This window comes from Acaryochloris sp. 'Moss Beach', from assembly GCF_021497025.1.
GTDB classification, from domain to species: Bacteria; Cyanobacteriota; Cyanobacteriia; order Thermosynechococcales; family Thermosynechococcaceae; genus Acaryochloris; species Acaryochloris marina_A.
In genome coordinates this window covers 103,205-117,634 of sequence record NZ_CP071722.1, presented here as the reverse complement: position 1 = coordinate 117,634, position 14,430 = coordinate 103,205, and the positions used below count along the sequence as shown (strand labels likewise).

At 44.3% G+C, this 14,430-nt stretch carries 14 protein-coding genes and 2 pseudogenes; 2 read left to right on the top strand and 14 right to left on the bottom strand.

Annotated features, from left to right (window positions below; all coding sequences use genetic code 11):
• Positions 1 to 45: 45 nt before the first annotated feature.
• The 12 genes and pseudogenes from HRE53_RS32155 to HRE53_RS32105 all read right to left on the bottom strand — a co-directional run.
• Positions 46 to 1,590, bottom strand: coding sequence for a peroxidase family protein (locus HRE53_RS32155; protein ID WP_396133523.1), 1,545 nt, complete (start codon positions 1,588 to 1,590; stop codon positions 46 to 48).
• Positions 1,591 to 2,231: 641 nt separating this feature from the next.
• Positions 2,232 to 2,669, bottom strand: coding sequence for a hypothetical protein (locus HRE53_RS32150; protein ID WP_235112527.1), 438 nt, complete (start codon positions 2,667 to 2,669; stop codon positions 2,232 to 2,234).
• Positions 2,670 to 3,020: 351 nt separating this feature from the next.
• Positions 3,021 to 3,959 (bottom strand): ParB/RepB/Spo0J family partition protein, encoded by a 939-nt coding sequence (locus tag HRE53_RS32145; protein ID WP_235112526.1) that lies wholly within the window; start codon positions 3,957 to 3,959, stop codon positions 3,021 to 3,023.
• A complete protein-coding gene (locus tag HRE53_RS32140) occupies positions 3,959 to 4,711 on the bottom strand; it encodes a ParA family protein (protein WP_235112525.1) in 753 nt (250 codons plus the stop codon). Before HRE53_RS32140 ends, HRE53_RS32145 begins: the two co-directional genes overlap by 1 nt.
• Positions 4,712 to 5,283: 572 nt before the next feature.
• Positions 5,284 to 5,610 carry a CHAT domain-containing protein gene (locus tag HRE53_RS32135; protein WP_304518444.1) on the bottom strand — a complete coding sequence of 109 codons (327 nt, stop codon included), beginning with the start codon at positions 5,608 to 5,610 and terminating at the stop codon, positions 5,284 to 5,286.
• Between the two features lie 298 nt (positions 5,611 to 5,908).
• The gene (locus HRE53_RS32130; protein ID WP_235112523.1) at positions 5,909 to 6,769 is read right to left on the bottom strand and encodes a hypothetical protein; all 861 of its coding nucleotides are present in this window, start codon (positions 6,767 to 6,769) and stop codon (positions 5,909 to 5,911) included.
• Positions 6,770 to 7,022: 253 nt separating this feature from the next.
• Positions 7,023 to 7,130 (bottom strand): ATP-binding protein, encoded by a 108-nt coding sequence (locus HRE53_RS34755; RefSeq protein ID WP_255801647.1) that lies wholly within the window; start codon positions 7,128 to 7,130, stop codon positions 7,023 to 7,025.
• Positions 7,123 to 7,743 carry an ATP-binding protein gene (locus HRE53_RS32125; RefSeq protein WP_255801646.1) on the bottom strand — a complete coding sequence of 207 codons (621 nt, stop codon included), beginning with the start codon at positions 7,741 to 7,743 and terminating at the stop codon, positions 7,123 to 7,125. Before HRE53_RS32125 ends, HRE53_RS34755 begins: the two co-directional genes overlap by 8 nt.
• Positions 7,740 to 8,327, bottom strand: coding sequence for a Mu transposase domain-containing protein (locus HRE53_RS32120; RefSeq protein ID WP_235112521.1), 588 nt, complete (start codon positions 8,325 to 8,327; stop codon positions 7,740 to 7,742). Before HRE53_RS32120 ends, HRE53_RS32125 begins: the two co-directional genes overlap by 4 nt.
• The gene (istA, locus tag HRE53_RS32115; protein ID WP_235112519.1) at positions 8,296 to 9,117 is read right to left on the bottom strand and encodes an IS21 family transposase; all 822 of its coding nucleotides are present in this window, start codon (positions 9,115 to 9,117) and stop codon (positions 8,296 to 8,298) included. Before istA ends, HRE53_RS32120 begins: the two co-directional genes overlap by 32 nt.
• Before the next feature lie 191 nt (positions 9,118 to 9,308).
• Positions 9,309 to 10,118, bottom strand: coding sequence for an NACHT domain-containing NTPase (locus HRE53_RS32110; protein WP_255801659.1), 810 nt, complete (start codon positions 10,116 to 10,118; stop codon positions 9,309 to 9,311).
• 125 nt (positions 10,119 to 10,243) lie between these two features.
• Positions 10,244 to 10,822 (bottom strand): annotated as a pseudogene (locus HRE53_RS32105) (IS630 family transposase); the annotation flags it as partial.
• Positions 10,823 to 11,015: 193 nt separating this feature from the next.
• On the opposite strand from HRE53_RS32105, the gene HRE53_RS35450 reads away from it, so the two are divergent.
• Positions 11,016 to 11,696: a hypothetical protein gene (locus HRE53_RS35450; protein ID WP_396133476.1), complete on the top strand. Its 681-nt coding sequence runs from the start codon at positions 11,016 to 11,018 to the stop codon at positions 11,694 to 11,696.
• 846 nt (positions 11,697 to 12,542) lie between these two features.
• Positions 12,543 to 13,292, top strand: a complete 750-nt coding sequence (istB, locus tag HRE53_RS32095; RefSeq protein ID WP_304518439.1) for an IS21-like element helper ATPase IstB — start codon at positions 12,543 to 12,545, stop codon at positions 13,290 to 13,292.
• Positions 13,293 to 13,539: 247 nt separating this feature from the next.
• Here the strand turns inward: istB and HRE53_RS32090 are convergent.
• Together HRE53_RS32090 and HRE53_RS32085 are read right to left on the bottom strand one after the other, a co-directional pair.
• Positions 13,540 to 14,069, bottom strand: a pseudogene (locus HRE53_RS32090) (helix-turn-helix domain-containing protein); the annotation flags it as partial.
• A gap of 12 nt (positions 14,070 to 14,081) precedes the next feature.
• The gene (locus HRE53_RS32085; protein WP_235112517.1) at positions 14,082 to 14,429 is read right to left on the bottom strand and encodes a hypothetical protein; all 348 of its coding nucleotides are present in this window, start codon (positions 14,427 to 14,429) and stop codon (positions 14,082 to 14,084) included.
• Position 14,430 lies beyond the last annotated feature (1 nt).

Below are 14,430 nucleotides of genomic sequence, written 5' to 3'. Positions count from 1 at the left end.
TAGTGGCCACATTGTCGTGGATATTTAACAACCCAATATCCAGTGTTAAAGATAGAAGCTAATATTACCTTTTGATGAGACGTTGCGGTTGACTAAGTCTGAAAGCGTTTTGGTTTCATGAATAATCTCCCAGCCGACGAGAGAGAAAGTGTCCTTACTGTATACATTCTCAGCCAGCAGTGGACTGGTGAGTACGTGGGTTAGGGCATCTATTGCAATGACACGAGTCGCCAGTGGCCCCAATAGTGAATTACTTGGCGTATCTTCTGCGAATAGCCCTACGTATAGCTCTACTTTATCGACATCTCCGTACAGCTGTTGTAATAATTCCTGTGTTCGGGGGTTCCCTGTAATTTGATCAAATTGTGTCACTCTGGGAAACTGGTAGGCTTCTCGATAGTCGTTGTAGCTCGCCAGTTGCACTTTACGGCTAAGCTCAATGGTTGGGACTTCAGCCGGTTCAATCAAAAAGTCAGGTGTATTAAACAGGCCTATTTTGCTAGCGGGTTGGGCAGATGTTTCTTGTAGGAGCGTTCCGATGTCACTATCTAGAATCAGCTGATTATTCCAGAGTGTGTCGTTAGTATTTTTAGATGCACCATTGTACTGTATGGCCTCTGGCAGGGAGCTGTGCCAGCGATATACAAAGTTAAACTCAATTGACATCCAGTTTTGACGGTACCATTTCTCATTGGGAAATGCTTGTGGATCGAGAATCACATTGAAATGGTACGGCGTAATGTGGTTTACATAATCTTCGATGACGATTTTCATAATCGTCACGATTAAGATGTTTCTCGCTGTTTGAAACAGTCTTTCATCATCCCAGCTAGGATAGGCTTTCATTAGCTGGTCGCAGATTCGGTTGTGCTCCCGTAAGCAAATAACGTTGAGCATCACATAGCCAATTTGCACGTTGGCTCTTTCTACGCCCATGGCAAAGATCTTTTTCTTTTTCTCAGTAGTCTGATTAAGCTCCTGATTTAGTGGTTCATACAGATCCTCAAATTCTTTTTTAAAGATGTTATTTTTCGCATCTTCATAGACAAAGAGAGGATATTCTTCGTTGTTTATCCACTGGCTTTTGAGCTTACCGCCTTCAAACTTCCTCAATAAATGAGTTGTTTTTCGATTCAGTCCATAAACTGGTGCGAGATCAATCAGGTGGTTAGAAGTATTTTTTAAGCGATTCCTTCGATCGGTTCGTAAAAAGCCATCGGTAAACCACTGTGCCCAGTAGGGAAACAAAAGCGTTGACTTCTCTGAGAGAATCGTTTGGCCGTCTTGTTTGCGAAAGAGATCAGAGAGATCTTCTGGGGTGGGTAAAGCTGGATCTCGATTGAACTCGGGTTCAGGTCGGAGGTGGCGGCTGCTATAAGTGCGATCGCTTAACGAATCCCAAGACGTATAAGTGTCTGTCTTTTTGGGTCTTTCTGGGATATCTGGAATTAGTTCTTTTGTAGATGGATCATATTCAAATGTACCTGGAATATATTCCTCCAGAGTCATTAGACTAAACGGATAGGGCCGGGTCGCAACTTTATATACGGTGAGATTGGTTAAAAAGCGATTGGCCCAACGTGTAAGCACTGGGCAGCGCTGAATTAATCGCCATATTAATGAAAAATTGGTTAGCAAGAAAAGCTCTAACCGATTCATAAATCCATCACTGGAAGTATCTCTCACCATAGTCCTCACTTTCTTTTCACTAAATCTTGGCAATCACTGTAGAAATTTAAGCAATTTCTACATATCCAATAACTTATGGGACAGCTAGGATTTAGAGTATGAATTTATATGTAAGTTTAGTTCAAGATCACTTACGAAATATCAACTGGCTTCGAGGTTTTTAGCAAGGAGAATTATTCTAAAATCCTTTTACTACATAGATTTTATCAACTTGCGAACAATATAGTAAAAGTTCATTTTCTATGTCTCTAATGAAGAAACAACGCTTTAGACTCTACTTTGGGAAAGATATTTAAATACATTTAGATATTGATCAACTTGAGGGATTTATCTTTCTTCACCTGTAGATTTTCACAACAAGAACATACTTTATCGCATGTAGAGAAAGACTTTCAGGAAATACCAAGCTAAAGCAAGCTGCTCTAAATCAGTCTCAAGAATGATTTAGAGCAGCTTAACAACAGTTAAAGCAAAGTTTAGAGGGGATGATGAAAATTTTAGAGAACTTAACTACTCAGGGCAGATAGCTTCAGCAAATTTATTCAAATAATCCGTGGCAATAGTTCGGAGTTTGCCTGTGGAGGGCTAGGAGCAACATTATTTTCCATCAATACAACCCAATTATTGAGTAAGCGATCACAGACGTTGATGAACAGAGCAACCATGATAGTGAGGAGTAAACGATTCAAGAGACCCGATTTCGCGGTGATATTGAAAGTCATGGCAATTTGGGTATGGTTGGGCGCTGGTATCAATGACCATTCCCCCGTCAATGTGCAAATGGGGTAGGGGTAGTCTGCCGCTTTAGTATCGACCTTAAAAGCGAAGGCGCGACCGTCATCCCAGCGCGTGCAGGTTTCATACCAGGATTGACCGTCATTATCAGTACACTTGTGAGTCATCCCATGTCCTTGCCCTTCAAGCACATCGACTTGGCTAATGTTATCGGCAAGGCTGGCATATTCCTCTTGATCGCTCATGACGCTGTAATCCCCAGCGTCCCTCGCCCGAATCGGCTATTGATCTCATTCATGATTGACATCAGGCATTTCTGCTGTTCCCAGTTTTCATCCTTCTCCCAAAGGTTCCTTTGGATAGTCGTTTCAGAACAGAGGCACACCAGCCTTCTGGAAGCTCCGACTCAGTTCCTAGAGTTGGTTCATCTCACTCAAGATAGACTAGACAAGTCTAAGCGTGTAGTTGGTCGCAATGGGAAACTTAACCATCACAGATCAGCAAAAACAATCTCACAGAAATAGAATTGTCCGGGAAAAACGCAAAACTATCTTTTGGAAGAAATCACAAAAAGAATAATGAAAGATTGAAATGATTCATTGAGTAGTTAATTTGTCCAACTCATCCAATAACTTTTCAGCCTTCTTCCTTCGTTCTACATCCTTCCATATCTCTACATCTTGCAATCTCTTGGTTACTTGAGAGAGTTTCTGAGTAAATTTCTCACCTTGTTTCGTTTGTCTTTTCGAACCTTGCTTGTTTAGCTTCTTTATCTGTTCCTTTATCTGCTTTAAGGATAAATTTCCTCCAATTGCAGCAGCCAATAGTTCAGTTCTACGTTTAATATCTTTAACTCTTGAGATTGCTCTAGCTTTCGTATATTCAATTTCCCCACGGCGAAGGGCATCTAGTATTTCTTCAGGTAGCTTGAGTAGTGGCAATCGATTCGATCGAAAAGATTCTTGATTAAATTTACCTACTTTACTAAGCACTTCCTCCAATACTTTGAGCTGAATGGTAACGTTACCATTCAGCTCAAGTCCTCTTTGCTTAGCGTTGTAAGCTTGATGCAGGATAGAAACAACTTCAGATTCCGATATATCTAAAGCAATAGCAAGGAGTTTAAGTATGCCTTCAGTTTCCTCAATAGGATTTAAATCTTCTCTCTGAAGATTCTCTATCAGTGAGACTTCTAGAGCTTGCTTTTCATCCATTTCTAGAATAACGACAGGCACCTCACGGAGGCCAATCTCTTTCGCAGCTCGAAGTCTACGTTCACCAGCTACTAGTTCAAAAACTTTGGATGATATTTTCCTTACAAGAATTGGCTCAAGAATTCCATGAGCACGAATTGAGTCAATAAGTTGGGCTAATCTATTCGGATCAAAGTAGCGTCGAGGTTGGTCTTTTGGAAGTGTAATTTGTTTGATACTAAGGTTAACTTTCGATTCAGTCTGACTATGAGGTGAAGAGTCTTGATCCAGAAGAGCTTCTACCCCACGCATCTTTGGAACTACAGTTGGTCGTTTAGCCATTAAAGAGTCTCCAATTTCAAAGAGATGCCATCAAGAATCTCAACACCAGGATGCTTTGCTTGATACAGAGCCAATGGTAAATGAGCCATAGATGCGTCAGCAAAGGCAGTAGCACGAGGAATAGGGGGGAAAACCTCTCCAAGCACTGATAACTGTTGCCGTACAGACTCTAAAATCATTTTGTCTTGAGCAGCATTTGAAATAAATAAAGTTGGAACAATACCAGCAATTAATAAACTCGGATTAACTAGTTCACGAACTTGCCTAATTGTCTCCAGTAATAATTCAGTCCCTTTATAAGCCTTATAATGCGTTTGCATGGGAATAAGTACATGGCTAGATGCTGCTAGTCCTATTATGCTAAGTATTCCTAAACTTGGTGGGCAATCAATGAGAATAAAATCATATTGAGCTTGAATTGGATCAAGTACTTTCACTAAGCGACTTTCACGCGCCATTACTGAAGTCAATCTCAATTCAGCAGCACTCAAGGTTAGATTTGAAGGGACTAGATCCAGGGAATGAATATCTTTACAAATTGGCAAGATACTACCATCTAAGATTGAATCTGCAATAGTTTCATCAAGTTCAGTAGTCTCTATTCCCATAAAAGTTGTAAGTGATGCTTGAGGATCTAGATCTATGAGTAAAACCTTTTTATCTCTGGCCGCGAGATGATACCCAAGATTCATGGTTAAGGTCGTTTTACAAACCCCACCAGCCTGATTGAAGAATGAGATGATTTTGGGCACTGCGCATATCCATAGCATCAATACGCTAGCTTACAACAGCTTAATCACACAAAAAGAATCTGTATCAATTTACCTGCTGAAGTTATCAATACTAACCTCTTTCATTATTTCTAACAAAAGACCACCTGTAAATTTTTCCGGGTTAACTTGCCAAGCCTGAATTTTGGAGGTTTTACAATGGTTTCACTCCACTCAGATTGGAAGGCATCTCTCTTTGTCAAAGTCAAAATTGTACTCAGTGATGACTACGGCAATGTCTTACCAGCAAGTTTCGCCAGAAAAATAAGGGGATAAGCTAGTCTGAACGAGTAACTCGCGCCTTAACTGTACTGAGAACTGCGGAACTAAATGGCCAATAGCAGCAGCTCTAGCTCCCTCAAACCAATGCAGAGTAAGTGAACCCGGAATAATTTACAGGTGGGAGCAAACCTGCATCTGAAACCCCTTTGCCTACAGCGGTGGGGAATTTGGGTCAAGGTCATGTTTTTAATTTTTTTCTTTTGGAATATCTAGACCTTCGACTCTCAACCCTCGTTAATAACCCATGTTTCTAACTGATATAACGCTACAAGCTAGTCCTGCAAAGGTCTCCAATCCCCAGTCCTGATAAACGCAGCCCAGTGGTAGGGAGTAGAGTAGTTCTTACCCTCATCTATATTATTAAACTTGCCATTGAGCATATTCATTTGGACTGTTCTCAAAGCCTCCCCTCTGCCCATTTTTTTCTTGTTCTTCAGGAGTTGGTAGTACTCAACCATCAGCACCTTCGTACTGTCATCTGCAACCGCCCATAGACTCATCAACTGAGATCTAGCTCCGGCTTGGGTAAAAGCTCTCCTGAGTCCATAGACCCCATCCCCACTTTTGATATCTCCCAATCCGGTTTGGGAGCGTAACAGACCAACCTGCTCAGCTTCTAATTATGATATTCTTCCTACCATCACTTGATGGTAGGAAGAGTTCACTATGGAGCATGGGCAACACGAACAGTTTCTTCAGGTATAGAACCAGGATCATGCGGTTGAAGTGACATAGTGTTGAGAGTTCTGATAACGATTAGTTTGGATACTCAACTAATTATCAGGGCTTATTTTTTTGCTTTAGATAGCAAAGTAAAATCAGGTTTCGATAATACAAATAATTCTCTCGTAGTACATTCGCCAACAGCATCCGTTACTACTCAAACCCCGTTCTCTACTATTGCTCTGGGACTTCATGCGTTTCTACCCTTTGACTTTGTAGAGGCTCTAGCCTCATCTGAGCATAGTGCTCTAGTAGCATACGGTGGATAAAGATGTATCCACCACCTACCTTTTGTAGGAATAGACGTTCAGTAGCATAATCGAGAAAGCGGGCGTAGTTCCAGGGGATATGTCCCATGCGGTAGAGCATATAGCGAAGAGTAAAATGTTGGAGACAAGCTGCTCCTCCACTAATTAAGCCAAACATTAGCCCAAACATTAGCCCAAACATTAGCCCTACAAATAACCCATGAGTTTGCTCAATATACCGCCCAAAGATTAGTCTAAAAATTTGTCTAGAAATTAGTCCTGAAACTAATCCTGAAATTAGTCCAAAAATCAAAGAATTACGAGCTGACCTCCAAAGCCCTTGATTTGGTGTATTTTTTTTTTGAAGTGCTACTTCTGGACCTCTGAATCCATAGCTCAGCCCAACACTCAATCCAATACTTAACCCAAGAACTAACCCAAAATTTAACCCAAGACCTAGCATGTGAATCAGCTCACCTGACCCTTGTATCAGTCCAAGAAATAGCCCCCCAACCAGTCCACCCATCAGTCCACCCATCAGCCAAAAGAGTAAAGTATATATTGCTTTTTTTTCCCAGGCCATCTCAACGTTTCTACTGTTTCGATATTTTTTAAATATCCAATAACTAGCCCAGAAACCAATCCAGAAACTAGTCCAGAAATATTCCCAAAATCTAGCCCTTCTCTTAGCCAATAACCCAGCGTATATTTTTTTCTGCCCTAAATCGTTCACTAAAAAGCGCAAAAATTCTGGGTCATGCTTCCAAATAAATATAAAATAATCCATCCCCCCCCAACCAGTCCATACATCAGCCCTCCAACCAGTCCACAAATTAGCCCCCCCCAACCAGTCCAGCAATTAATCCACTTAACAAGTGTGAATTCCGGAAACTCTGACTGGCAGATCGAGGATCTTTTCCGGAAAGTTTGACCACTAAATTTATTGATCGCTTAGCTTGTCATTATCTGTCAATTTTCTGATTTAGTATCACCCCCTTTTTGTGGCCGTAGGGCGCTCAGAAATAGCTGGCAGATCCAAATCAATTTTTTCGACCTTTCAATCGATAGGACGCTCCAGTCAGCTTCATGTACTCGCCATGGTGAAGGGTCCGGTCAATAATGGCCCGAGCCAGCTCTTCATCATGCAAAACCCTCCCCCCAATGCTTGAGGGGTTTGTTAGTGGTAAACAGAATGGGCTTGCCTTTGAGATAGCGTTGGTCCACGACTTGAAACAGAACATCAGCTGCTCCAGATCCATAGCCGAGATAGCCCATCTCATCAATCACCAGTACATGGGGTTGCAGATAAGGCTTAAGAGCCAGGTTGAGATCATGGGCAACTCTTAAGTCATTAATCAGTGCAGTTGCCGTTGTAAAACGGGCTGAAAAGCCATTCTGAATTGACTTGTAGGCAATACTAATACACAGGTGTGTCTTCCCCGTTCCTGGGGGACCTTCAAGGATCAATGAACGATGTTCACTGACTAATTCAGGACCTAGAAACCGTCCAAGCATTTGCAGTTTGAGATCGCTTTTGAAAGTGAAATCAAAGGTTTCAATGGTCGCCTGAAACGGGAACTTGGCTTTGGCAACCTGATTGGCAATCCGATTTTCTGCCCGTTGAGCAATCTCTTCAGAGACTAGCCGCTCAAGGAACTGGGTATAAGACCAAGCTTCTTTCTCCGCAATGGACGTCAGGTCTGGTAAGACTCGTTGGACCGTACTCAAGCCCAATCGCTTCAACATAATGTCTAATGTCATTTAGCAGTGCCCCCTTCTGAAGAGTTCTGGAGAAGATGAGAGTCGGCACAAGCGTGGGGATGTTCTACAAACTCCAAGAGATATTCACTGCCAATACAACGGGCTTCTACTGCCAGTTCAATCGCTGCCAACAATTCAGTCCGCCCCACTTTCTCATACAGCTGATAGGTCAAGTCCACATCCTCTGCCCAAGCTTGGGGACGGCGATGCACCAACTCTGTCAGATAAGGCTCCACTAATGGATCTAAATCCAACAAGATTTGACGTTGGGCATAGGGCTTTTTGTGGGGGGAGGTGAAAAACTCTTGAGCATGTTCACTCAAGACACTGGACTTTCCATTTTCCGGAAATCTCGGATGGACTCCCAAACAGCGATCACCTTGATAGATGCTCACTTGTTCTTGCTGTAGGTGTAGAGTCACGGTTTGACCCACCGCATGGCCAGGGACGGAGTACTCTATCCCTCGATAGTGAACCCGTGCCGTGGGCCGGACGACGACACTGACTTTGAAGGCATAGGTTTGAGCCTGATGATTCAACGGTTGCAGTGGCTCACGCTTGAGCAGCACAGCGGGGGATCTCACCGGTGGCATCACAAGGTCGTTGCTCATTGACGTGATGCATCCACGTTTGCAGCTGTTGATGAACATCCTCCATGTCCTTAAAAGTTCGACCACAGAAGAAGTTACCTTTGACAAACCCCACCAGATTCTCGACGGACCCTTTCTCTTGTGGACGGTAAGGCCAGCAGGCCAGGGGGATTAATCCGCAATCGACCACGAACTGGCCAAAGCGTTCTGTCCAATGGACTTTGACACTGCCATCTTCTTTCGTCTCTCGGGATTTGACCGCACTACTCATATTGTCAAATACCCCCATCATCGGCACCCCGCCAAAATGCTCAAAGGCTTTGAGTAAGCTGCGAACTACCGTTTCTTGTTGTTCGTTATCGACGATCTGAATATCCACAAAGCGAGAGTATTTGAGCCGAGAGGCAAAGAAGCGAACCAATCTGCGAGTCCCATCTGCAAAGGTGACCCAACGCTGACCAAAGTCATGCTGGGAAAACTCTCCAGGTAATCCCTCAAACCGAAGGATAGGCTTTGGAGGCTCCTTCGGTCTGATGCGCCTGACTAATTCATAGACAGCCGATTTACCACCGGTATACCCTTGTTGTCTGAGTCGAGCCAGAATCTCTTGGCCTTTAATCAGTCCATCTTCAGGCGCACGAGGTTCTTGAAGCCATTCCAAGATTTGTGCCTCATATTGGCTAACGGGACTCGGTCTACCCATGTTTCTAGATTTCCGGAAAGCCTCCTCATTAATGTCGGTGATCTCGGGTTCTTTCTCAATCCGTTGAATACTTTTTTTCACTAATGCCCGTGAGTTCTCGAACTTCCTTTTGGGAGACTTTTTTTCTTTCTAAGTTTTTGCACCACGTAACGCTCCAATTGCTTATACATCTGGACCTGCCACTGATTTAGATGACTATTTTCATCTTGCTCAGATAGCGGCAATGTTGGAGACAAACTTTCCGGAATTGGTGCAGTCAGAGTTTCCGGAATTCACAACAAGCGATATCTAAATAAATATTGCCTTTCCTGAAAACAATTTGACTGCAATTTGTCTATTAAGAAAATCGTTTGGGACTTTTGAACCATTTGTTGAGCTAGCCAGATCAGCCAGCGTGTTGCTTGCTCTTGCCGATAGTGCTTGTTGGTTATTCGGCGTTGGAACATGCGCTTAATATATGCATCAAACAAGCGTTGACGAAAGACTTCTGATGTAGCTGACTGGGGAAAATTCTCTAAATCACAGCTCTGGTAAGCCAGACTCATAATGCTCAATATTAAAGGTGAAGAGGCAAACGCTTTAATTTCAGAATTCTGGTTGATGATTGATCGCAAGGCCACCAATGATTCCCCTGTTTGCTCTAGGTACTCGTCAATTTGCTGAGACGTCAAGGGCTGAACATAAATAGCACTTCGCAAACTTAACTTGTTAGAAAGAGCTTCATAATCCCGAATACGACTACAAACAACTATCTCGGTGCGACCATGAGCTTGGAAGAATTTATTGAGAGCTTGTACACAGGCATTCCGATATTTTGGCTCAACTTCATCAAGGCCATCCAACAACAGAATCAATTGCTCTTCATTGATCCAAGCTTTTCCTAATGACTTAGAAACTTTGTAGGTGTCATAGAGTTCCTGTGCCAACCAATCGTCAATATCCTTGCGTTTGCTAGCCCAAGATGATAGATTCAGCACCACTGGCAAAGGTTGACTTAGATCCTCAAATGTTCGAGTAAGCAGACTTTCGGCTAACTTCAATAAGGTTATTGTCTTACCTGCACCAGGCTCTCCCAGAACCAGTAACGTTCTTCCAGCTCCGATGTCTTCAAATATATTTGCAGCTGATGTTCCAGCAGGAAAAATTTGTCGGGCGTTAGAAGAGATTTCTTCTACCCTGTCTAATGGACTAGGGACATGGTTATACTCTAGACGGCTAAGATATTAACTTCTTTAAAAGACTGAAACTTGAGTGATAGAAGGCTTGTTAGTTTCGCCTTGTGCTCTCCATTGCATTGATCAATGCAATGTTGAATGGCCCCTTTGAAAGAGTGAAAATCGGCATAATACTTCGAGTAGAGACATTCCTTGCGCACAAAGCGCCAAAGCCGCTCAATCAAATTCAAATGGGGTGAATAGGAGGGCAAATAGACTAACTCAATATCGACGATCTCAGCAAAGTCAGTCACCAGCTGGCATTTTTGATATCGGGCATTGTCTAAAATGACGCTGATGGGTATGACTGGGTCGAGTAGTGCCAGCTTGGCTAGCAACAGACACATGCTATGAGAGTTGATGTAGGTGTGGTTGGTGATACTGGTGACTTCTTTGGTGACAGCGTTGAGTGCACCCAGAACATTGAATCGTTGACGGCCAGAAGGAGACGGGATGAAGATCCGACGAAGGCACCAGAGAAACCCCAGATAAGCCCGGTGAACAAAATGAGCAGCATCCACAAAAAAGACAAGACGCTCTTGGCGTTGAGCTTCCTCTAATAAGGGTTTGATAGGCGACAATTGCATAGACCGAATACATGACCGCCTGACAATTACGTAGACCTCTCTAGAAATCAGGATCTCATTCTCAAAACACAAGAGATCTCAAATCAGTTCAGAGAGCATCTATACCTTTTCACTTTTTTATAACTCCATACAGGAAAGACACTAGGGTTTGTACACCTAAGACGATTAGGGACCTCTAGTGCCAGCTCCTATTAAACCTCAACAGGTACAGCTTTATATGAAAACAAAACAATCCGGCTCTTCCCAAGACACTGCAGCTGCCAAAGCAGGGATCTCAACCCGCACTGCCCGTCGTATTGATAGTGGCACCCATCGTCCCCAACGAGGCCGCCCTCATGACTGGAAAACCCGTGAAGATCCGCTGGATGGATTATGGGAATTAGAACTTGAGCCGATGTTAGAGCGTGAGCCTCGATTAGAAGCGACTACTCTATTTGAGACCTTACAAGAGGACCATCCTGGGCAATATGATGACAAGATCAGAACCGTGCAACGCCGAACCGCTAAATGGAAGGCAGCTCATGGCAAGCCCAAAGAAGTGATGTTCAAAATTCAACATCATCCTGGAGAGATGGGACAGTCAGACTTCACCCAGCTCAAAGGTTTCAGTGTGACGGTTCAGGGTGAAACCTTTCACCATATCTTGTATCACTATCGACTGAGTTATAGCGGCTGGCAGTACGTGCAGGTGATTCAAGGCGGAGAGAGTTTTATCGGCTTATCTCAAGGACTACAAAATGCCTTATCTGCCTGTGGTGGTGTGCCTAAGACCCACCGTACCGATAGTCTGAGTGCCGCCTATCGCAATACCGGCGGTCGTAACCCCCCAGCTGACTCAGTTGTATTCCACTCTGTGTGACCATTACCGGATGGAGCCGACCCGCAACAATCTGGGCGTCTCTCATGAGAATGGCGGCATCGAGAGCCTCCCATGGCTATTTCAAGCGGCGATTATGCCAGGCCCTGTATCGTCGAGGCAGCTTTGACTTCGAATCCGTAGCTGAGTATCAACAGTTCATCGAGCAAGTCATCGCTAAGCTGAATGCCAAGTGTCAAAAGAAGTTTGCACTGGAGCTCCCCACATTACAACCTTTGCCCAAATATCGCACCCCTGATTATGAAATCCGCAGCGCTAAAGTCAGCTGCAACAGCACGATTGCCGTCCGCTGTGTCCTGTACACAGTCCCCTCTCGCTTAATTGGTCATCGGTTGAAACTGCACCTATACCATGACCGCCTTGTCGGTTTCTTAGGCACCACTCCCGTAGTGGAATTGGCGCGGGTCCATGTCCATGGCTCTGGGAAGAAGAGACGGGCTCGTAGTATCGATTACAAGCATGTGGCAGAAAGTCTCAGGAGAAAGCCCCATGCGTTTCTCTACTGCCAATGGCAAGCAGACTTACTGCCCAATCTTCAATGGCATCAGCTATGGGAATCCCTCAAAGCTGACTTTGAGCGGGACCAGGCTGCCCGTTTGATGACAGAAGCCCTCTACATTGCTGCAACTCAGGATCAAGAATCCCAGGTAGCTGACTATCTACAAACCCAACTGGAACAGTCCACCCTGACCTTGAGTAGATTAAAACAAGCCTTTGAGTTCAAGCTCTCGACTGAGCAATATCCTGACATCATTTCACAACAGCACGCTCTCTCCGACTATGACCAACTCCTCCAATGCAGCACCGGACAATCCATACGACAATTTGATGATGACGCTCAAGCAGCTCCGGTTAAGACATTTCCTCGACGAGTGGCAGAGCATCGAGCATCAAGCGACTCAGGAGAATTGGTCCTACGCCCAGTTTCTATTGGCTTTAGCCCAAGGGGAAGCCAGCCGTCGAGAACAGAATCGGATCTCCCGCGCGCTAACCGAAGCGCAGCTGCCCTACGGCAAGTCCTGGACCAATTTTGAGTTTGACCATATTCCCAGTCTCAATCCAGCAGCCATCATGGAGTTTTCCCAAACAACTCACTGGCTAGAGTCGGGCAGTAATATTTTGATATTTGGGCCAAGCGGAACAGGGAAAACACATGTCAGCTCTGCATTAGGGACTTCTATTGTTGAGTTGGGGAAACGGGTGAAGTTTGTCACGGCCACAGCGTTGGTGCAACAGCTGGAACTGGCAAAACTCCAACTGGAATTGCAGAGCCTGTTGTCTAAGCTCGACCGGTACGATCTGCTCATCATTGATGACCTCGGCTATATTCAAAAGTCTGATGTTGAAACCTCGGTCCTATTCGAACTGATTGCTCATCGCTATGAGCGAAAGAGCCTACTCATCACGGCTAATCAGCCTTTCAGCCAATGGGATAAGATCTTCCCCAACTCGATGATGACAGTGGCTGCTATTGATCGCTTAATTCACCATGCCACCATTTTCGAGATGCAGGCTGAGAGTTTTCGAAAACAAGCAGCTGCTAAAAACGCGGCCAATTCTCCAAAGACTTCTAGCTAATCCCAAGCGAGAATAAACCTCCTTTACCCCACCATCAATAGAGATGCTTACTCGAAAGCATCTCTATTGATGGTGGTTTTATTGATAATTGTCATTTGCTCTCTGTCGCGATGGTCTCCGACCGGCCTTCGGCCATCACCGAGGCAGAAGATCATCGATCTCAAGTACAAGTGACAAAGCTTCAAATCAAATCTCTAATAGCAGGAGGAAAATCAAAATACTTTCGGACTATGTAATTGACATTCGACAAGGGTTCAAGGCGAGTTTGTCGAAACTGCTCTTGCTCCTCAATTTTCTCGGGCAGACTCGACTTTCCCGGCACATACCCCACTTTTCGATAGCGACAACCAATGCGCTTGAGGAAGGCTTTGATCTGGGTTGGAGAACGCTTAATGCCTGTCAATTGTTCAATGACTGCTTGGGCTTCTGCACTGGTGCGGGGCGGGTGGTGCTCAAAGTAGGCTCTCACACTATCGCTATGAGCATTGAGTGAACTAGGTTGACCTTTGTATTCCAGGGTCTTCAGTCCTTCAATTCCGCCTTGTTGATACTGACGAAGGGTTTTAGCTAAGGTCGGACGACTAATCTGACAAAGCTGACAAATCTGGGCATGGGGAAGACCCTGACTTTTCAAGTAGAGCACTTCCATCCGTCGCTGCACCCGTGGGTGAGGATGATGATAGCGTTCGTAGTTGAGGTGTTGGATTTCCTCTGCGGTGAAATCAATTTTAATCATGCAAGTAAGAGAGTAGGTGGGGGATACTCCCAGTGTGCCAAATCTCTCCGCTACTATGTTAAGTCACAAGTCGTCTGCAGTATACTTCGTTCTTCAAACCCGAGTTCAATTAAAACTTTGGTATGTAATGAATTCGCTAAAACACCATCAATCCAGAATTGCTTGACCTTGCTGAGTAGAACCTGTCTCCATCTATATTCATCTCGGCTTAGCGGTTTCGCTGCTTCAACAGGAGCTTGAGGAACCTGGACAGTGCCATATACATTAACAACTCCCACCCCACCTTGAATTTGAGTTAATTCCAGATCTCTCCCTGCAATCCCACCAATCTGGACGGATTCTAGAACGCTGTCTGAGATGTTTACGCTCTGCTGAGACTGTTGCTTGGGTTGTTCACTCATA

Coding starts and splice junctions, on each gene's coding strand:
- istB (WP_304518439.1), top strand. CDS start 12,543: ATGATGACGCTCAAGCAGCTCCGGTTAAGACATTTCCTCGACGAGTGG.
- HRE53_RS32150 (WP_235112527.1), bottom strand. CDS start 2,669: ATGAGCGATCAAGAGGAATATGCCAGCCTTGCCGATAACATTAGCCAA.
- HRE53_RS32085 (WP_235112517.1), bottom strand. CDS start 14,429: ATGAGTGAACAACCCAAGCAACAGTCTCAGCAGAGCGTAAACATCTCA.
- HRE53_RS32125 (WP_255801646.1), bottom strand. CDS start 7,743: ATGACATTAGACATTATGTTGAAGCGATTGGGCTTGAGTACGGTCCAA.
- HRE53_RS32145 (WP_235112526.1), bottom strand. CDS start 3,959: ATGGCTAAACGACCAACTGTAGTTCCAAAGATGCGTGGGGTAGAAGCT.
- HRE53_RS32130 (WP_235112523.1), bottom strand. CDS start 6,769: ATGGATTATTTTATATTTATTTGGAAGCATGACCCAGAATTTTTGCGC.